This is a genomic window from Nocardioides sp. Kera G14 (assembly GCF_020715565.1).
In the GTDB taxonomy this organism is placed as follows: Bacteria; Actinomycetota; Actinomycetes; order Propionibacteriales; family Nocardioidaceae; genus Nocardioides.
Genome location: NZ_CP085839.1, coordinates 1,991,867 through 2,007,268, shown reverse-complemented (window position 1 = coordinate 2,007,268; position 15,402 = coordinate 1,991,867). Strand labels below are relative to the sequence as shown.

Genomic DNA, 15,402 nt, shown 5'->3' with positions numbered 1-15,402 from the left:
CGACATGGGCATGAAGGTGCGGCGCGGAACACCAGCGACTCCGCGCCGCGTGGTCACCGAAGGTCTGGTCAACTGTTGGCGATGCGGGCGACGGATCAGGCCTGCCGAGCCTTGGGACTTGGGTCATGACGACCGCGACCGGAGCACGTCAGAGCGCTGAGGGGGATGGGAGGGGGATCGCCGAGCGCCCAGCCATGGACCGCGGGGAAGGTGACTCGCAGCGCGGACCCCTGAAAGTTCCCACGGGCCTGCAGGACGGCGGCACCGCCCTTTGGCGGGAGGTCACGAGCAAGAACGACCTCAGCGCGGCCGAGCTGGCCATCCTGACCGAGGCCTGTCGGGCCAAGGATCGGTGCGACTGGCTCGCCTCCGAGACGCCCCGCCAGATCGCCGGGCTCGAGCTGCGGATCGATGACATCAGCAAGGTGCACAACGCCACGGCAGACGGGCTGAAGAAGCTGATCGGCGCCCTTCGCCTGCCCGACAGGTTCGGCCGGCGACCCCAACGCCGAGGCACCCCACGCGGCACCTATGCCACCTACGACAGGAAGAAGACGTCATGACGACCACCAACCCGACCACGACTACCGCGACTGCCCAGCGGCGCCTGCTCGAGGCTTTCGTCGACCTCGAGAACAACACCCCCGGCGGCATCTACGGACTCTGCTTCGTCGGGATGCCCCACGCGATCAAGACCGCCCAGGACGCGGGCCAGCCAGAGATGGCCGCCGTCTGGCTGAGCCTGGCCGAGCTCGGTGCCGCTGTGTACAACGACATGAAGGGATCGACCGATGACCAGTAGAACCGTGGAGTACGTCTTCAAGGGATCGTTCACCAACCTCACCGCCGGCCTGACCGCCGCAAGCCGCTCGGTCAACGAGTACTCGAACCGCCTCAACGCGCTCGACGCTCAGGGTCGCCAGATGCGTGCGAGTCTCAGCGGGGTAGCAGACACGGCCGGGAAGATGGGCATCGTCGCCGCCGCTGGCTTCGGCGTGGTCATTGGTGCCGCAGCGAATTTCGAGCAGGCGATGAGCCACGTCAAGGCCGCTACCCATGAGACCGCGGGCAACATGGACGCACTCAAGCAGGCCGCCCTCGACGCCGGAGCGGCTACCTCGTACTCCGCTACCGAGGCCGCCGGTGCGATCGAGGACCTAGCGAAGGCGGGCATCTCGACTAAGGACATCCTCGGAGGTGGCCTGTCTGGTGCGCTGTCGCTCGCTGCGGCAGGCTCACTCGACGTCGGAGAGGCCGCTGAGGACGCCGCGTCTGCCATGACGCAGTTCAAGCTGGCAGGCAAGGACGTCCCGCACATCGCGGACCTGCTCGCAGCCGGTGCGGGCAAGGCGAACGGTTCAGTCTCGGATCTCGCGATGGCGCTCAACCAGTCGGGCCTGGTCGCGGCCCAGACGGGCCTCTCGATCGAAGAGACGACAGGGGCGCTCGCTGCCTTCGCCAGCGCCGGGCTCGAGGGCAGTGATGCCGGTACGAGCATGAAGACGGCCCTCCAGTCTCTGACCCCGACGTCCAGCCAGGCTGCGAAACTCATGGACCAGCTCGGGATCAAGGCCTACGACCAGCAAGGCAACTTCATCGGACTCGCCAAGTACGCAGGCGTCCTGCAGGAGAAGCTCTCCGGGATGTCGGCCGAGCAGCGCAACGCGACGCTGAAGACCATCTTCGGCTCTGACGCCGTGCGCGCTGCTTCGGTCCTCTACGAGCAGGGCGCGACGGGAATCCAGTCGTGGATCGACAAGGTCAACGACCAGGGCTATGCGGCCGAGACTGCCGCCCTGAACACCGACAACCTGATCGGCGACCTCGAGCGGTTCAAGGGCTCGCTGGAGACCGCATTCATCGGTGCCGGCGAAGGTGCCCAGTCGCCTCTCCGTGCGCTCGTGCAGGGCGCTACGGAGGCCGTCAACGCGCTGCAGAAGATCCCCAACCCGATGCAGGAGACCGCACTGGCGGCTCTTGGGCTGACGGCCGTGTTCGGCGGCGGGTTGTGGTTCACGTCGAAGACGATCAGCGGGATTGCGACGATGCGGACCGCGATGATCGGCCTGGGTGTCTCCGAGGAGGCCACGCTCCTCACGACCCAGCGGCTCGGGACCGCGCTCAAGGGCCTCGCGATCGGTGGCGCCGCGATCGGTGCTGGCATCGCTCTCTCAACCGGGTTCGACAAGCTCGCAGGCGACACGGGCACGATCGTCGACAGCCTCAAGAACGGCGACCGCAGCAGGTGGACCAATCCACTCAGCGTCATCGGCTACAACCCCGACCACCTGGGCGACACGGACCCGGTCACCAATGCGGATGCCAGCCTTGCCGCGCTCGTGCAGAGCGGCAACGCTAAGAAGGCCGCCGATCAGTTCAAGGAGATCGCCGACGCGGCCGAGCGTCAGGGCGTGTCACTGAAGGACGTCACATCCAAGTTCCCCGAGTACCAGAAGGCACTCGACGGCACGAGCACATCCGCCACCACCACGAGCGCAGCCGTGACGGGGACAACCGGGGACCTGTCGGCACAGGCCGACGCCCTCGCCGCGGCGAAGGATGCGGCGACCGCGACCGCAACCGGGTTCGTCGGGCTGGGCGACTCGCTCAACGACTCCAAGGTGTCGCTCTCGAGCTGGATCGACCAGATGCGCGAGCAGGCCTCGGCGCTGCGCGACTTCACGAAGAACTGTGAGACCGCCGCTAGGAAGGGCCTCGATGAAGGCCTGATCGCCTCACTCGAGGCCGCTGGTCCTGAGGGCGCGATGCGGCTGCAGCAGCTTGCGGGCGCCTCGGAGAAGGAGATCAAGCGGGCCAACCGGGCATGGCGTTCCGGACAGTCAGCGATCAGCGACTACGTCAGCATGGCCGTGCCGCCGAAGACGATCACGGTCAACGTCGACCCGGCACTACAGGCACTTCGGTCGATCAAGGCCGAGATGCGGTCCCTGCCCGAGACGCTGCAGACGACGTACTACGTCAACCAGGTCAACGCCCTGAACAAGCGCGGGCAGCACGCCGCGGGCGGCTACATCGTCGGCCCGGGCACCGCCACGTCCGACAGCATCCCGGCGTACCTCTCGAACGGTGAGTACGTCATGAGAGCCGCAGCGGTCGCCCGCTATGGCACGCCCTTCATGGACGCGCTCAACAGTGGGTCCATAGATGCGATCGACAGTGGGGCTATGGCCAAGGACGCCTACCGGCTTGCCGCCGGCGGAGCAGTCCGAACCCGAACGTCGTCTCCTGTCCCGTCCCTGAAGGAGTTGGTCCGATGACGATGGTTGTCATCGCCTGTGCCGAAGACCGGGCATTCGTGATGACAGATACGGCGTCCTACAGCAAGTGGGTGGAGTTGATCAGGCAGACCTCGAAGGTCGACGTGCTGCCCCACTTGAGCGCCGCGATCGTCACGCAGGGCGATTCGGGGTTCGGGGCACTCGTCAAGGCGGCGATAAGGGAGGCCGCTGCCGCGTCGGAGACCTACGACGACCTGGTAGCAGCGGCTCCCGATTACTTCGGGCAGGTCTGGGACACAATCAGCAGCGACCTGCCCACCGACGGTCCTGGCGCGTGGCTTGAGCCCAGCACCGTGCTTCTCGTCGGATACTCCACCACGGCTGGACGGTTCGTAGGCTACGGGTTCGCCTCGAGCGACTACTTCGAGCCGTTCGAGCTCGGTGACCTCTGGATGGTCCCCACGCCTTGGCAGATGAGGCCGGGTCCCAGAGAGCTGGCCGACCTCCGTGAGTTCACCAAGATGATTGAGGGCGCGGACGAGCTGTTCGACCTGTGGGCGATCCAGCCGGAACCGACCGCCCCGACTTCGCTTCACGAGTTCACCAGACTTGCTCAGCAAATCCGGGTCACTCGGGCGCAGCAGGACTTCTGCAAGGTCATCGTGGGCGGTCGCGCCTTCCTCACCATCCTTGAACCAGAGGGTCAACTCCAGAACGTCAAGCTCCTCGACTATGGGGACGACGGCCCGGACTTCCTCGAACTCGTGAACGGCACAGCGCACCCGCTCGCACAGGTCGCACCCTGTGACTGTGGGAGCGAACGGCCTTGGATCCAGTGCTGCGACGCAGGTAGCGACCCCTGCCGCTTCTGCCAGTCCGGCAAGCCGCTAGCGGAGTGCTGTGCGATTGATGCGGAGCAGATCCCTGACCTTCTGGAGGATCGCCAGCGCCGCTTGGCCATGAAGGTCTGACCGCACCCCCAATGACAGCGACCCCCGGCCCATTCCTCGGGTCGGGGGTCCGCTTGTCGTGCGGGGGTCGAGGGGTCTCACATGAGACACCTGTGTTCAGGTGTCTGCTACTGGACAACTCGACCAGATCTTGTCGCCGTAGGGGACAAGATCCGCCTCCGTTGATGTCAACCACCCCGACATCAAGAAGGTGAGCGACTAGATCCCCTCTTTAGACCTTCGTCTGATCGCGAGGTTGGTCTGCGTGAGCGACGTCGTTTCACCACGTAGACCATCGGGCCGATCTCGGTCTCATGTAGCCGAGCTGGCTGACCTAGTCGTCCGTGGTCAACGAGGTCTTCTCCGCGATCTCGACAGCAGTCGACAGGGCCGCGATCAGCTCGCGCACCAAGGTCGGCTTCATCCGGTCCTGATTCACGCACATTGAGACCTCGCCGTCGTCGTACAAGTCGACCCAGATCGAGAATTCACCGTGGCCGTCAGGGTTGGGGAACTTCGCCTCATAGAGGGTCGTGAAGCCGTCGTCCTCCGCTGCGGCGCTCACTGCCTCGGGCCTTCCGGGAAGCGGTGGGCGCCCTCTGGGTGGTCGTCTCTGCCTTCGCAGCGGCCCCAGTTTCCCCATGTCATGCAGTGGCCAGTCGGCGGGTTGTCGCCGTAGAGAGTCACCAACTCGGCCCGCAGGGTTTCGAGAACGCGGATAGCCCGACTGATCGCGGTGAGGTCCGACGTGTGCGGCATGTCGAGCGCGACGAGGTCGATGTCTTCGCCGTCGACGTCGAATCGCATTGCCAGTATGCCGTTGCAGACGCCGCGGTACGTGAAGTCGTCCAAGACCTCGCTCTTGACCTGCAGGTCCCCGTCACCCGAGAAGGCGATGGCGCGGCCATCGTCGAGACTCAGGTGCAGGTGTCGGAAAGTGGGAAGCGTGGTCACTGCCGCGCCTCCAGCCACTCCGCGGCGGCATTCAGTTCGCTCGCCAGCCGACGGAGCTCGGTGGCGGTCTCGGTCGAGCTGGACGTGTCGACGATGAAATCGTGAACCTCTGCGTACCAGTTCCGCACCCCGTCGTCGTGGCTGATCGCAAGGTGCGCTGACCCAGCCGGCGAGTAGTGGATGCGACCGCCGTCCGCCGCTTCCTTGAGGTCGTGTAGCGGATCTGGATCCATGCACCAATCGGGGCATGCGTAGAAACCGGGGATCGGAGTGCGGTCAATCGTGGTCATGTGCGGATTCCTCTCGGTCGGGCTGCTGATGCAAGCCACTGTGAGTCCGCCCGCCGACACTTTCGGGGGCAGGGGTCATTCCTCAATCGGTGGTATTGCGGCCCACAGCGCTTCCAACCGCTACGCCCGTTGACCGTGACCCCTACAGCGCTCGGTCGTCCCTAATGCGCGACTACCTCGACTGAGCCGAGCCGAACGCGGGCACGGACCGTGCCCGCGCTCCGCTCGGCAGCACGGGTTCAGCCGACGGCGACGAGGGTGACCGCCAGGGCGGTGGCCGCGAGGCCGACCGCCTGCCCCCGGTGGATGCGCTCCTTGAGCAGTACGACGGCCCACGCGACCGTCGCTGCCGGGTAGAGCGAGGAGAGGACCGCGGCGACGGTGAGCATGCCGTGGTTGTTGGCCGCGAGGAAGAGCGCCAGTGCGGCGGCACCGAGCGTTCCGCCCGCTCCTGCCCACCACGGGGTCAGCGTGCGGGGGAGCCACGGCTCGCGGGCGATCATGGCGACCAGGGCGGTGAAGGCGGCACCGGTCACCATCTCCAGGGTGATCGGCCAGTGCCCGGCTGACGCCGGGATCTGCGCGATGGCGGCGAAGCCGCCACCGAAGCCGAGGCCGGCGAGAAGCCCGAACATCGCTCCGGAGCCGTGACCGGACTCGCTCTCGGTGGCCGGCGCCCGCGCGACCAGGAAGACGGCGGGCAGGGCGAGTGCAAGGCCGAGCCAGGCGATGGTCGACGGGCGGTCGCCTCCGGCGACGCCGATGGCGGCGGGGAGGATCGCGCCCGTGACACCTGAGATCGGAGCCACGACACCCATCCGGCCGACCGCGAGGCCGCGGTAGAGCGCGAGGATGCCGACGCCCGTGGCGACGCCGGAGACGGCTCCCCAGGCGAGCGAGGCGGCGTCAGGGTGGCCCGCGGTGAGGAGCGCGAAGACGGCCATCGCCACCGCGCCCCCGACCTGGGCGCAGAAGGCCGACATCCACGTCGGGATGCGGGTCGCCATGAACCCGCCGACGAAGTCCGAGGTGCCGTAGCAGAGCGCGGAGAGCAGCGCGAAGAGGACGGTCATGCTCAGCCCACCGCAACCAGGCCGACGACCCACGTGGCCACCGCGAGCAGCCCGAATCCGAGCTCGATGAGGATCGAGAGCCCAGCGGCGCGCAGGGCCTGTTTCGTCGACGGCCATGCCTGCGCACGGCCCAGGCGGCGGAGTTCGGCGAGCCACACGCCGAGGACGAATCCGAGGAAGAGACCGACCACGGGGATCACGAAGAATCCGACGACGCCCAGGACCAGGCCGGCCAGCTGTGTGGTGAAGGGCACACCGGCGTCCTTGAGCCGGCGGCCGGGGACGACGTACTTCACGACCGCGCCGGCGGCGAGGAGGACGAGTCCCACGGCGGCCACGACCCAGGCGGAACGCCCGCCGTCCTCGCTCGCCCAGACCAAGAGTCCGGCGCCGATGAGAAGGGTCCCCGGGAGGACGGGCACCACGACGGTGGCCAGTCCGAGCGCCATCAGGAGCGCGACGACGATATCGGTGCCCATCACTGGGCTGACCCTAGCGACGACGAAGCGGGAGACGACAAAGCCCCCGACCGGAGTCGGGGGCTCTGTCCTGTGTTTGCCTGTGGCAGCGTCAGTCTGTGACGGGCCGCTTCTCGGTCAGCTTGTGGGTCTCGTCGACCACGTTGGCCGCGAGCTCCTTGATCTTGTCGCCGTGCTCCCGCGCGTGGTGAGCGCAGAAGAGCAGCTCGCCACCCGACTGGAGCTCGACACGGAGGTAGGCCTGGGCACCGCAGCGGTCGCAGCGGTCGGTAGCCGTCAGCGCGGAGCTGGGGGCAATGGTGGTGGTCACATCGGCCTCATTTCTGTCTCGGTGACAGGTGCAACGTAGCGGGAGAGTGCAAGATTCCCACCCCTGTGTGGCAACTTTCACCCATCCAATCACGGACTTGGGAATCCCATCGGCATTACCGGGCCAGAGGTGTGGAGTCCGATAGATTTTGGAGATCATGAGCGACACCTACAACGCAGCGCACCTCCTCGTCCTCGAGGGCCTGGAGGCCGTCCGGAAGCGTCCGGGCATGTACATCGGGTCCACCGACACCCGCGGCCTGATGCACTGCGTCTGGGAGATCATCGACAACGGCGTCGACGAGGCCCTCGCCGGCTTCGCCCGCCGGGTCGAGGTGACGCTCCATGCCGACGGCTCCGTCGAGGTGTACGACGACGGGCGGGGCATCCCCACCGACAAGGAGCCCAAGACGGGGCTCACCGGTGTCGAGGTCGTGGCGACCAAGCTCCACGCGGGTGGCAAGTTCGGCGGATCCTCGTATGCGGCCACGGGTGGCCTGCACGGCGTCGGCCTGTCGGTCGTCAACGCGCTGTCGGCGCGGATGGACATCGACGTCGACCGGGCGCCGGCCCGACAGGGCATCTCGTTCCAGCGCGGCGTGCCCGGTGTCTTCACCGGTGAGGGTCCTGGTGCGTCCTTCGAGCCGACCAACGGGCTGACGCGCAAGGGTTCGCGCGTCGCCAAGGGCAAGAGCGGCACCCTGATCCGGTTCTGGCCCGACCGGCAGATCTTCACGGGTGACGCGGGCTTCATCTGGGACGACCTGGTCGGTCGCGCCCGCCAGACGTCCTTCATCGTGCCCGGCCTCGAGCTCGTGCTGCGCGACCTGCGCGGCGACCTGCCCGTGGAGGAGAAGTTCCTCCACGCCGGTGGCATCGGGGAGTTCGTGGACTTCCTCTCGGTCGGGGAGCCGGTGACCGAGGTGCTGCGCCTGCAGGGCTCGGACACCTTCACCGAGACGGTGCCGATGCTCGACGAGCAGGGGCACATGACGCCGCAGGACGTCGAGCGCGAGCTCGGTGTCGACGTGGCCCTGCGCTGGGTCAACGGCTATGACACGGTCTTGCGCTCCTTCGTGAACGTGATCGCCACGCCGAAGGGCGGCACCCACGTCAGCGGCTTCGAGGCGGCGCTCAAGCGCACGTTCAACGAGGCGATGAAGGCCGCGAAGGTGCTCAAGGTCAACGACGCCGACGTGACGACCGAGGACATCCTCGAGGGCCTCACCGCCGTGGTCACGGTCCGGCTCGCAGAGCCCCAGTTCGAGGGCCAGACCAAGGAGATCCTCGGGACGCCTGCCGCGCGGGCCGTCGTACGGAAGGTCGTGTCGGCGGAGCTCAAGGCGTTCCTGACCTCGACCAAGGCGCGGGAGAAGGCGCAGGCCAAGCTGGTCATGGAGAAGGTGCTCGGCGCCGCCAAGACCCGCATCGCCGCGCGCCAGCACAAGGAGACCCAGCGCCGGAAGAACGCCCTCGAGTCCAGCGCGCTGCCCGCCAAGCTGGCCGACTGCCGCGCCGCCGACAACGAGCGCACCGAGCTCTTCATCGTCGAGGGTGACTCCGCGCTCGGTACGGCGAAGATGGCGCGCAACAGCGAGTTCCAGGCACTGCTGCCGATCCGCGGCAAGATCCTCAACGTCCAGCGCGCCTCGGTCGCGGACATGCTGAAGAACACCGAGTGCTCCTCGATCATCCAGGTGGTCGGCGCCGGTTCAGGGCGGACCTTCGACCTGGACGCGGCTCGCTACGGCAAGGTCATCTTCATGGCCGACGCCGACGCCGACGGCGCCCACATCCGCACCCTGCTCGCGACGCTCTTCATGAAGTACATGCCCGACCTGGTCAAGGCCGGCCGGGTCTACTCCGCCGTCCCGCCGCTGCACCGGATCGAGCTCTCCAACCCGAAGAAGGGGATGGAGAAGTACATCTACACCTACAGTGACGACGAGCTGCAGCGTCGGCTCGCGGAGCTGAAGAAGAAGAACATCAACGTCAAGGGCTCGCCCCAGCGGTACAAGGGCCTGGGCGAGATGGACGCCGACCAGCTGGCCGAGACCACGATGGACCCGCGCCACCGCACGCTGCGTCGGCTGACGGTCGACGACGCCGAGTCGGCCGCGGGTGTCTTCGAGCTCCTGATGGGCACCGACGTCGCTCCGCGCAAGGAGTTCATCACCGCCGGCGCGCACCAGCTCTCCGACGCCGACCTCGACTTCTGAGCCCGCAGGAGATGGATCAGAAGGCGCGGCGGGTCGCGGTGGCGAAGGCCTTCCGCGGCGCCAAGGTGGCTCTGCGCAAGGGGCACTGGCGCATCGTCGGCGACGAGGTCGTGTGGTGGGTCGACCTGCGCGCCGCGGGTCCTCGCCCGGACGCGGCGCTCACCTTCGAGGCCGGCGCGTGGGTCGAGGGCACCGGGCCCGAACCCGAGGGCGGAGCGATCGACTGCCCGCTCCTGGTCGACATCCCACTCGGGGACGACCCGGCCGGTGAGGCCGCAGCGCTGATCGCGCGGCTCACCGCGATCGGGACAGTCGCGGAGCTGCGGGCGGCCGACCTCCCGGGCGCCTACCTCGACGCCTCGATGAAGGAGCTGCTCGGCCGCTGACCGCCGGGACTCAGGCGTGCTGCGTGAGCAGGCCGGAGTCGACGTCGTAGAGGAAGCCGCCGACCTTGGCGCGGTCGCCGATCAGCGGGTGCGAGGTGACCTTGTGCACGTCCTCGGTGAGAGCGCGGATCTGGTCGTCGACGACGTGGAACGGCTGCCACGACGCGTCCACGCCGGCCGACTCGGTGACGCGGGCGCGGATCTCGTCCTCGGAGTTGGAGGCGACGGCGCAGCGGGTGTGGGGGACGACCAGGATCCGCTGCACGTTGAGCAGGTGGACGCCCATGACGAGGGCCTCCATCGCCGCGACGGTCACGCGGCCACCGGGGTTGCGGAAGATCTTCGCGTCACCCGGCTTGAGGCCGAGCATGCGGAGGGGATCGATGCGGCTGTCCATGCACGTCACGAGCGCGACGCCGGCGCGCGCGACACCGTCGAATCCACCGAACTGGAAGTCGGCGGCAAAGTCCTTGTTGGCAGCAAGCAGATCGTCGAAGTCACCCATGCCGCTGACCATATCGAGTGGGCGAGGCGAGCAGCAGCGCGGTCCCAGCAGCCAGTACGGCGACCACGGCCGCGCCGAGGAAGACGGTGTGCTCCTGGGCGATGCCCGCGTCCCGCAACAGGTCGGTGAAGGCGTCGCAGCGCGAGGAGCCGTGACAGACCGACTGGACGGTCGGCAGGTCGGCCTGCTCCGCGTAGTAGCGCCGGAGGCCGATCGCCGTGAGGACCGAGATCCCGACGAGCATGCCGATCATGCGGGCCACGACGGTCGCTGCGGACGCCACGCCGTGCACCTCCTGCGGAGTCGCTGCGAGGACCGAGTGGTTGATCGGGGCGAGGGCCAGACCGAAGCCGAAGCCGCCCAGGACGAGGGGGATGGTGGCGGTTGCCGAGCGGAGGGAGTCGACGTCCCAGGTCGACATCCACGCGAATCCCGCCGCGGCCAGCAGCATGCCGGCTGCGGCGACGAGGGCGGGCGGCTGTCGGCGTACCAGCCAACCGCCGGCGACGGCACCGACGGGGAGCGCGACGAGGAACCGGACGAGCACGAGGGCGGCGAGGAGCTGGGAGTCGTCGTAGACCGTCGTGCGGGCGAAGAGCGGGATGTCGACGAGCGCAGCGACGAGCGAGGCGCCGACGAGGAGGCTGGTCAGGACACCGCCCCAGGCAGGGCGTGCCAGGAGCGCGCCGGGCGGGATCAGCGGGTTGCGGGCGCGGCGCAGGTGGACGGAGAAGGCGACGGCCGAGAGCGCTGCGATGGCGAGGTACCACGCGCCGAGCGGCGAGACGACCTCGACCTTGGGGTCGGTCGTGGAGAAGGCCAGGACGACGCCGCCGAGTGCGATCGCGAGCAGGACGGCGCCGGGGAGGTCGGCTGCCCAGGCGTCACGACCCCACCGGCGCAGGTCGACGAGCGGGCGGCGGGCGGTGAGGCAGCGCAGGAGGAAGAGGAGGAGGCCGGCGAGGACCATGAGGCCGAGAGGAGTCGTCCAGTCACTCAGGCCGACCCGCGGGACGTAGAGCTCGCCCCAGGTGAGGTCACGGACGAGGCCGGCCGGCTTGAGGGTCAGCAGGACCGCCGCGCCGGCCGTCAGCGCCAGCAGGGCGAGGCCGATCAGGTCAGGAAAGCCCCGACGACCCTCGCTTCGACCGGAGAGGCGGCGCAGTGAGAGGGCGAGGGCTGCGGCGACCACGAGGTTGAGCGCGAAGATCATCCGCCAGTCGGTGACGGCGAGGATCGCGGCACCGAGCAGCGGGCCGAGGACGGCGCCGAGCTCCTGGGCCGCGGAGACCAGTCCGAGCGGTACGGCGCGGCGCGAGACCGGATAGAGGTCGGCGACGAGCGCCATCGTGGCGGGGACGAGTGCCCCGGCGCCGACACCCTGGATCAGGCGGCCGGTGACGATGGTGGGCATGCCGTAGGAGAGCGCGGTGACGAAGGAGCCCACGGCGAAGAGCACGAGCCCTGCAACGAGCACCGGGGGCCGGCCGCGCAGATCGGCGATCCGGCCGATGAGCGGCAGCATGGCGACGTACCCGAGGAGGAAGCCGGAGACGATCGGGGCGCCCTGCTGGAGCTCGTCGACCGAGAGGCCGACGCCGTGCATGATGTCCGGCAGCGCCAGGACGATGACGTAGGTGTCGGCCGCGGTGAAGCAGACCGCGAAGGCCGCGAGCGCCAGCAGCCGGCGCGTCACGGGGCGGTGATCTTCTTCGTCGTCCCGTAGTGGTCGAGGGTGACGATGTAGGTCTCCGTGTCACCGGTGCCGTAGAAGTCACCGACCAGCGTGGCGGTGCGGAGCTCGCCCGCGTCGGTGAGCTGCCAGGTGACGTCGAGGTCATCGGCGATCGACGGCAGGAACGTCGTCGCGGCGGAGGCGGGCAGGGTGCCCGTGACGTCGGTCAGGATCTCCTTGTTGCCCTCGCCGCCGCGGGCCTTGTCACCGAACGTCGGGTCGACGGTGGCGGTGAGGAGGTCCGAGAGTCCGCCGCTCGTGGCCATGAACTGCGCCGGGTCGGGGACGCCGTAGTCGGCCGGGTCGATCGTCTGCCAGCCGTTGGTCAACGGCAGCTGGGCGTGGACCTTGCCGTCGACCGAGATGATCGGCACCTGCGGCTTGAGTCCGGCGACCTGCACGGTGATCGTGCCGTCGAACGCCGGTGGTCGGACGAGCGTGCCGTTGCCCGAGAGCAGCGCCGAGGCGTCGGAGGGGACGTCCTTGGAGGTGATGTCGACCGTGACGCCGGAGGTCTTGTCCAGCACTCCCTTGGCGGCGGCGAGCGCCTGAGCGGGGGTTGCGGCCGCCGCGGTGGTGCCGTCCGAGGACGGCTTCCCCTTGTCGCCACAGGAGGCGAGCGATCCGAGCAGGAGTACGGCGGCCACGGCCGCGCCGAGGCGCCTCATGATCCAGAGCCTCCCACGGGCCCGGCGACGGCGTCGATCGGCTGGGCCGCTGGCACGCCGGAGCCGTCGCGCCGCAGGTCGGGCTCGGGCAGCTCGATCGGGGCGCCGGAGTTGGCGGCTGCCCGGGCTGGGCCGCGACCGGCCCAGGCGAAGACGAGGGTGTCCTCGCCGCGCAGGTAGCGGTGGCAGCGGACGCCGCCGGTCGCGCGGCCCTTCGCGGGGTACTCCGCGAACGGCGTCACCTTGACCGAGCCGGTCTCCGTCCCGGGCAGTGCCGAGGAGGAGCCGGACGCGGTGACCACGACGGAGGTGGCCGGGTCGAGGGCGCCGAAGAACATCACCCGCGAGCCGTGGGCGACCCGCACGCCGGCCATGCCGCCCGCGTTGCGGCCCTGCGGGCGGACCTGGTCGGCGCCGAAGTGCAGCAGTTGTGCGTCCGAGGTGATGAAGCAGAGCTCCTCGGTGCCGGTCTGGAGCTCGACCGCTCCCACCACCTCGTCGCCGTCGGCGAGGTTGATGACCTCCCAGTCGTCGCGACCGAGCACCTCCGGATTGACCCGCTTCACCACGCCCAGCTTGGTGCCGAGCGCAAGGCCGGGGCCCTCGGTGGCGAGGGTGACGAGGGCCAGCGCGCGCTCGTCGGCCTCCAGGGAGAGGAGGGCGGAGAGCGGTACCCCGCCCTGCAGGTTGGGCTCGCCGGCGGTCGGCGGCATCGCCGGAAGGTCGAGGACGCCCAGCCGGACCAGACGACCGCGCGAGGTGAGGACACCGATCTCGCCGCGGACGGTGGTCCTCACCAACGACACGATGACGTCGTGGTTCGCCCGGCCGTCACTGGTCTCGAAGGCGGAGTCGTCGGAGGTCCGCGCGAGCAGGCCCGTCGAGGAGAGCAGGGCGAAGCACGGGTCGTCGGACACCTCGGCGCTCATCTTCAGCGCCTCGACCGCGGCCGTGCCGGCACTGGCCAGCAGGACCGTACGTCGTGGGGTGCCGAACGTCTTCGCGACCTCGGCCAGCTCGTCGGAGACGACCTTCTTCAGCAGCTCCTCCGAGGCGAGGATCGCGTCGAGCTCCTCGATGGTGCGCTGGAGGTCCTCCTGCTCCTTCTCGAGTTCGATCTTGGAGAACTTCGTCAGACGGCGCAGGGCCATGTCGAGGATGTAATCGGCCTGCAGCTCGCTCAGGTCGAAGACGGACATGAGGCGCTCGCGCGCCTGGCCGGCGTTGTCGGAGCCACGGATCAGCTGGATGACCTCGTCGATGTCGAGGATCGCCAGGAGCAGGCCCTCGACAAGGTGCAGGCGAGCAGCGGCCTTGTCGCGGCGGAACTGGCTGCGTCGGCGTACGACCTCGTAGCGGTGACCCAGGAAGACCTCGAGGAGCTGCTTCAGCCCCAGGGTGCGGGGCTGACCGTCGACGAGCGCGACGTTGTTGATGCCGAAGGAGTCCTCCATTGGCGTGGCCTTGTAGAGCTGCTCGAGGATGACCTCGGGCACGAAGCCGTTCTTGACCTCGATGACGAGGCGGAGGCCGTTGTCCTTGTCGGTGAGGTCCTTGAGGTCGGCGATGCCCTCGATCTTCTTGGACTGCACGAGCGTCTTGATCCGCTCGACGACCTTCTCCACACCGATGTTGTAGGGGAGCTCGGTGACGACGATGCCCTTGCGGCGACCGACCGGCTCGATCCGGGCGGTGGCGCGGATCTTGAACGAGCCGCGCCCGGTCTCGTAGGCGTCGCGGATGCCGTCGAGGCCGACGATCGTGCCGCCCGTGGGCAGGTCCGGCCCGGGGATGAACCGCATGAGACCCTCGGTGTCGAGGGTGGGTCGCTTGATCAGCTCGCGCAGGGCGGCGACGACCTCGATCAGGTTGTGCGGCGCCATGTTGGTCGCCATGCCGACCGCGATGCCGGTGGTGCCGTTGACGACCAGGTTGGGGATCGCGCTCGGGAGGACGGCGGGCTCCAACTCCCGGGCGTCGTAGTTGGGGCGGAAGTCGACGGTGTCCTCGTCGATGTCGGCGGTCATCGCGACGGCCGAGGGCGCCATCCGGCACTCCGTGTATCGCATGGCCGCGGGGCCGTCGTCGAGGGAGCCGAAGTTGCCGTGGCCGTCGATGTAGGGCAGGCGCATGGTCCACGGCTGCGCCAGGCGGACGAGCGCGTCGTAGATCGCGCCGTCACCGTGCGGGTGCAGTCGACCCATGACCTCGCCGACGACGCGGGCACTCTTCACGTGGCCGCGGTCGGGCCGCAGACCCATGTCGGCCATCGTGTAGAGGATGCGTCGCTGCACAGGCTTCAGGCCGTCGCGGGCGTCGGGGAGCGCCCGGGAGTAGATGACGGAGTAGGCGTACTCGAGGAACGAGGTCTCCATCTCGTCCTTGATGTCGGTGTCGAGGATGTGCTCCTCGAAGTCATCGGGGGGAGGAGGGGTGGTGGTACGCCGTGCCATGGGGGACATCCTCCCCCGACGCGCCGACGCTTACGCGGCGGGCACGCCGTTCAGCCGGCCCTGATCAGATCCGCGGCCTTCTCGCCGGCCGTCGTCGCCGGGCCATCATGGCTCCTTCGTCCGCGTTGTGCCATGTGACCGC

The 15,402-nt window shown here is 68.7% G+C and carries 16 protein-coding genes; 6 read left to right on the top strand and 10 right to left on the bottom strand.

The annotated features are described in order from the left end of the window. Window positions 1-194 precede the first annotated feature (194 nt). From LH076_RS09910 to LH076_RS09895, 4 genes are read left to right on the top strand one after another with little or no spacing between them, the layout of a single operon-like run. Complete coding sequence (locus LH076_RS09910) at window positions 195-563, top strand: hypothetical protein (RefSeq protein WP_227780526.1); 369 nt, start codon at window positions 195-197, stop codon at window positions 561-563. Further along, on the top strand, window positions 560-802 hold the full coding sequence (locus tag LH076_RS09905; RefSeq protein ID WP_227780525.1) for a hypothetical protein: 243 nt from the start codon (window positions 560-562) through the stop codon (window positions 800-802). The genes LH076_RS09910 and LH076_RS09905 overlap by 4 nt, the downstream gene beginning before the upstream one ends. Next, complete coding sequence (locus LH076_RS09900) at window positions 792-3,278, top strand: phage tail tape measure protein (protein WP_227780524.1); 2,487 nt, start codon at window positions 792-794, stop codon at window positions 3,276-3,278. The genes LH076_RS09905 and LH076_RS09900 overlap by 11 nt, the downstream gene beginning before the upstream one ends. Continuing rightward, on the top strand, window positions 3,275-4,210 hold the full coding sequence (locus LH076_RS09895) for a hypothetical protein (RefSeq protein ID WP_227780523.1): 936 nt from the start codon (window positions 3,275-3,277) through the stop codon (window positions 4,208-4,210). The genes LH076_RS09900 and LH076_RS09895 overlap by 4 nt, the downstream gene beginning before the upstream one ends. A gap of 313 nt (window positions 4,211-4,523) precedes the next feature. On the opposite strand, the gene LH076_RS09890 is transcribed toward LH076_RS09895, so the two are convergent. From LH076_RS09890 to LH076_RS09865, 6 genes are all read right to left on the bottom strand, one after another. Further along, complete coding sequence (locus LH076_RS09890; RefSeq protein ID WP_227780522.1) at window positions 4,524-4,754, bottom strand: hypothetical protein; 231 nt, start codon at window positions 4,752-4,754, stop codon at window positions 4,524-4,526. After that, window positions 4,751-5,143 carry a hypothetical protein gene (locus LH076_RS09885; RefSeq protein WP_227780521.1) on the bottom strand — a complete coding sequence of 131 codons (393 nt, stop codon included), beginning with the start codon at window positions 5,141-5,143 and terminating at the stop codon, window positions 4,751-4,753. The genes LH076_RS09890 and LH076_RS09885 overlap by 4 nt, the downstream gene beginning before the upstream one ends. Then, window positions 5,140-5,433: a hypothetical protein gene (locus LH076_RS09880; RefSeq protein ID WP_227780520.1), complete on the bottom strand. Its 294-nt coding sequence runs from the start codon at window positions 5,431-5,433 to the stop codon at window positions 5,140-5,142. Before LH076_RS09880 ends, LH076_RS09885 begins: the two co-directional genes overlap by 4 nt. Before the next feature lie 239 nt (window positions 5,434-5,672). Beyond that, on the bottom strand, window positions 5,673-6,506 hold the full coding sequence (locus LH076_RS09875; protein WP_227780519.1) for an EamA family transporter: 834 nt from the start codon (window positions 6,504-6,506) through the stop codon (window positions 5,673-5,675). 2 nt (window positions 6,507-6,508) lie between these two features. Further along, on the bottom strand, window positions 6,509-6,985 hold the full coding sequence (locus LH076_RS09870; protein ID WP_227783621.1) for a DUF456 domain-containing protein: 477 nt from the start codon (window positions 6,983-6,985) through the stop codon (window positions 6,509-6,511). Window positions 6,986-7,076: 91 nt separating this feature from the next. Continuing rightward, window positions 7,077-7,295: a hypothetical protein gene (locus LH076_RS09865; RefSeq protein WP_227780518.1), complete on the bottom strand. Its 219-nt coding sequence runs from the start codon at window positions 7,293-7,295 to the stop codon at window positions 7,077-7,079. Window positions 7,296-7,452: 157 nt separating this feature from the next. Here LH076_RS09865 and LH076_RS09860 point away from each other — a divergent pair, with 157 nt between their 5' ends. Beyond that, window positions 7,453-9,513, top strand: coding sequence for a DNA gyrase/topoisomerase IV subunit B (locus LH076_RS09860; RefSeq protein ID WP_227780517.1), 2,061 nt, complete (start codon window positions 7,453-7,455; stop codon window positions 9,511-9,513). 11 nt (window positions 9,514-9,524) lie between these two features. Further along, window positions 9,525-9,899 (top strand): hypothetical protein, encoded by a 375-nt coding sequence (locus LH076_RS09855; protein WP_227780516.1) that lies wholly within the window; start codon window positions 9,525-9,527, stop codon window positions 9,897-9,899. 10 nt (window positions 9,900-9,909) lie between these two features. Here the strand turns inward: LH076_RS09855 and LH076_RS09850 are convergent, their stop codons facing one another. From LH076_RS09850 to LH076_RS09835, 4 genes are read right to left on the bottom strand one after another with little or no spacing between them, the layout of a single operon-like run. After that, window positions 9,910-10,404 (bottom strand): beta-class carbonic anhydrase, encoded by a 495-nt coding sequence (locus LH076_RS09850; RefSeq protein ID WP_227780515.1) that lies wholly within the window; start codon window positions 10,402-10,404, stop codon window positions 9,910-9,912. Continuing rightward, complete coding sequence (locus LH076_RS09845; RefSeq protein ID WP_227780514.1) at window positions 10,397-12,100, bottom strand: MFS transporter; 1,704 nt, start codon at window positions 12,098-12,100, stop codon at window positions 10,397-10,399. Before LH076_RS09845 ends, LH076_RS09850 begins: the two co-directional genes overlap by 8 nt. After that, window positions 12,097-12,807, bottom strand: a complete 711-nt coding sequence (locus tag LH076_RS09840; RefSeq protein ID WP_227780513.1) for an LppX_LprAFG lipoprotein — start codon at window positions 12,805-12,807, stop codon at window positions 12,097-12,099. Before LH076_RS09840 ends, LH076_RS09845 begins: the two co-directional genes overlap by 4 nt. Next, window positions 12,804-15,260: a DNA topoisomerase (ATP-hydrolyzing) subunit A gene (locus LH076_RS09835; protein WP_227780512.1), complete on the bottom strand. Its 2,457-nt coding sequence runs from the start codon at window positions 15,258-15,260 to the stop codon at window positions 12,804-12,806. The genes LH076_RS09840 and LH076_RS09835 overlap by 4 nt, the downstream gene beginning before the upstream one ends. Between the last annotated feature and the right edge of the window lie 142 nt (window positions 15,261-15,402).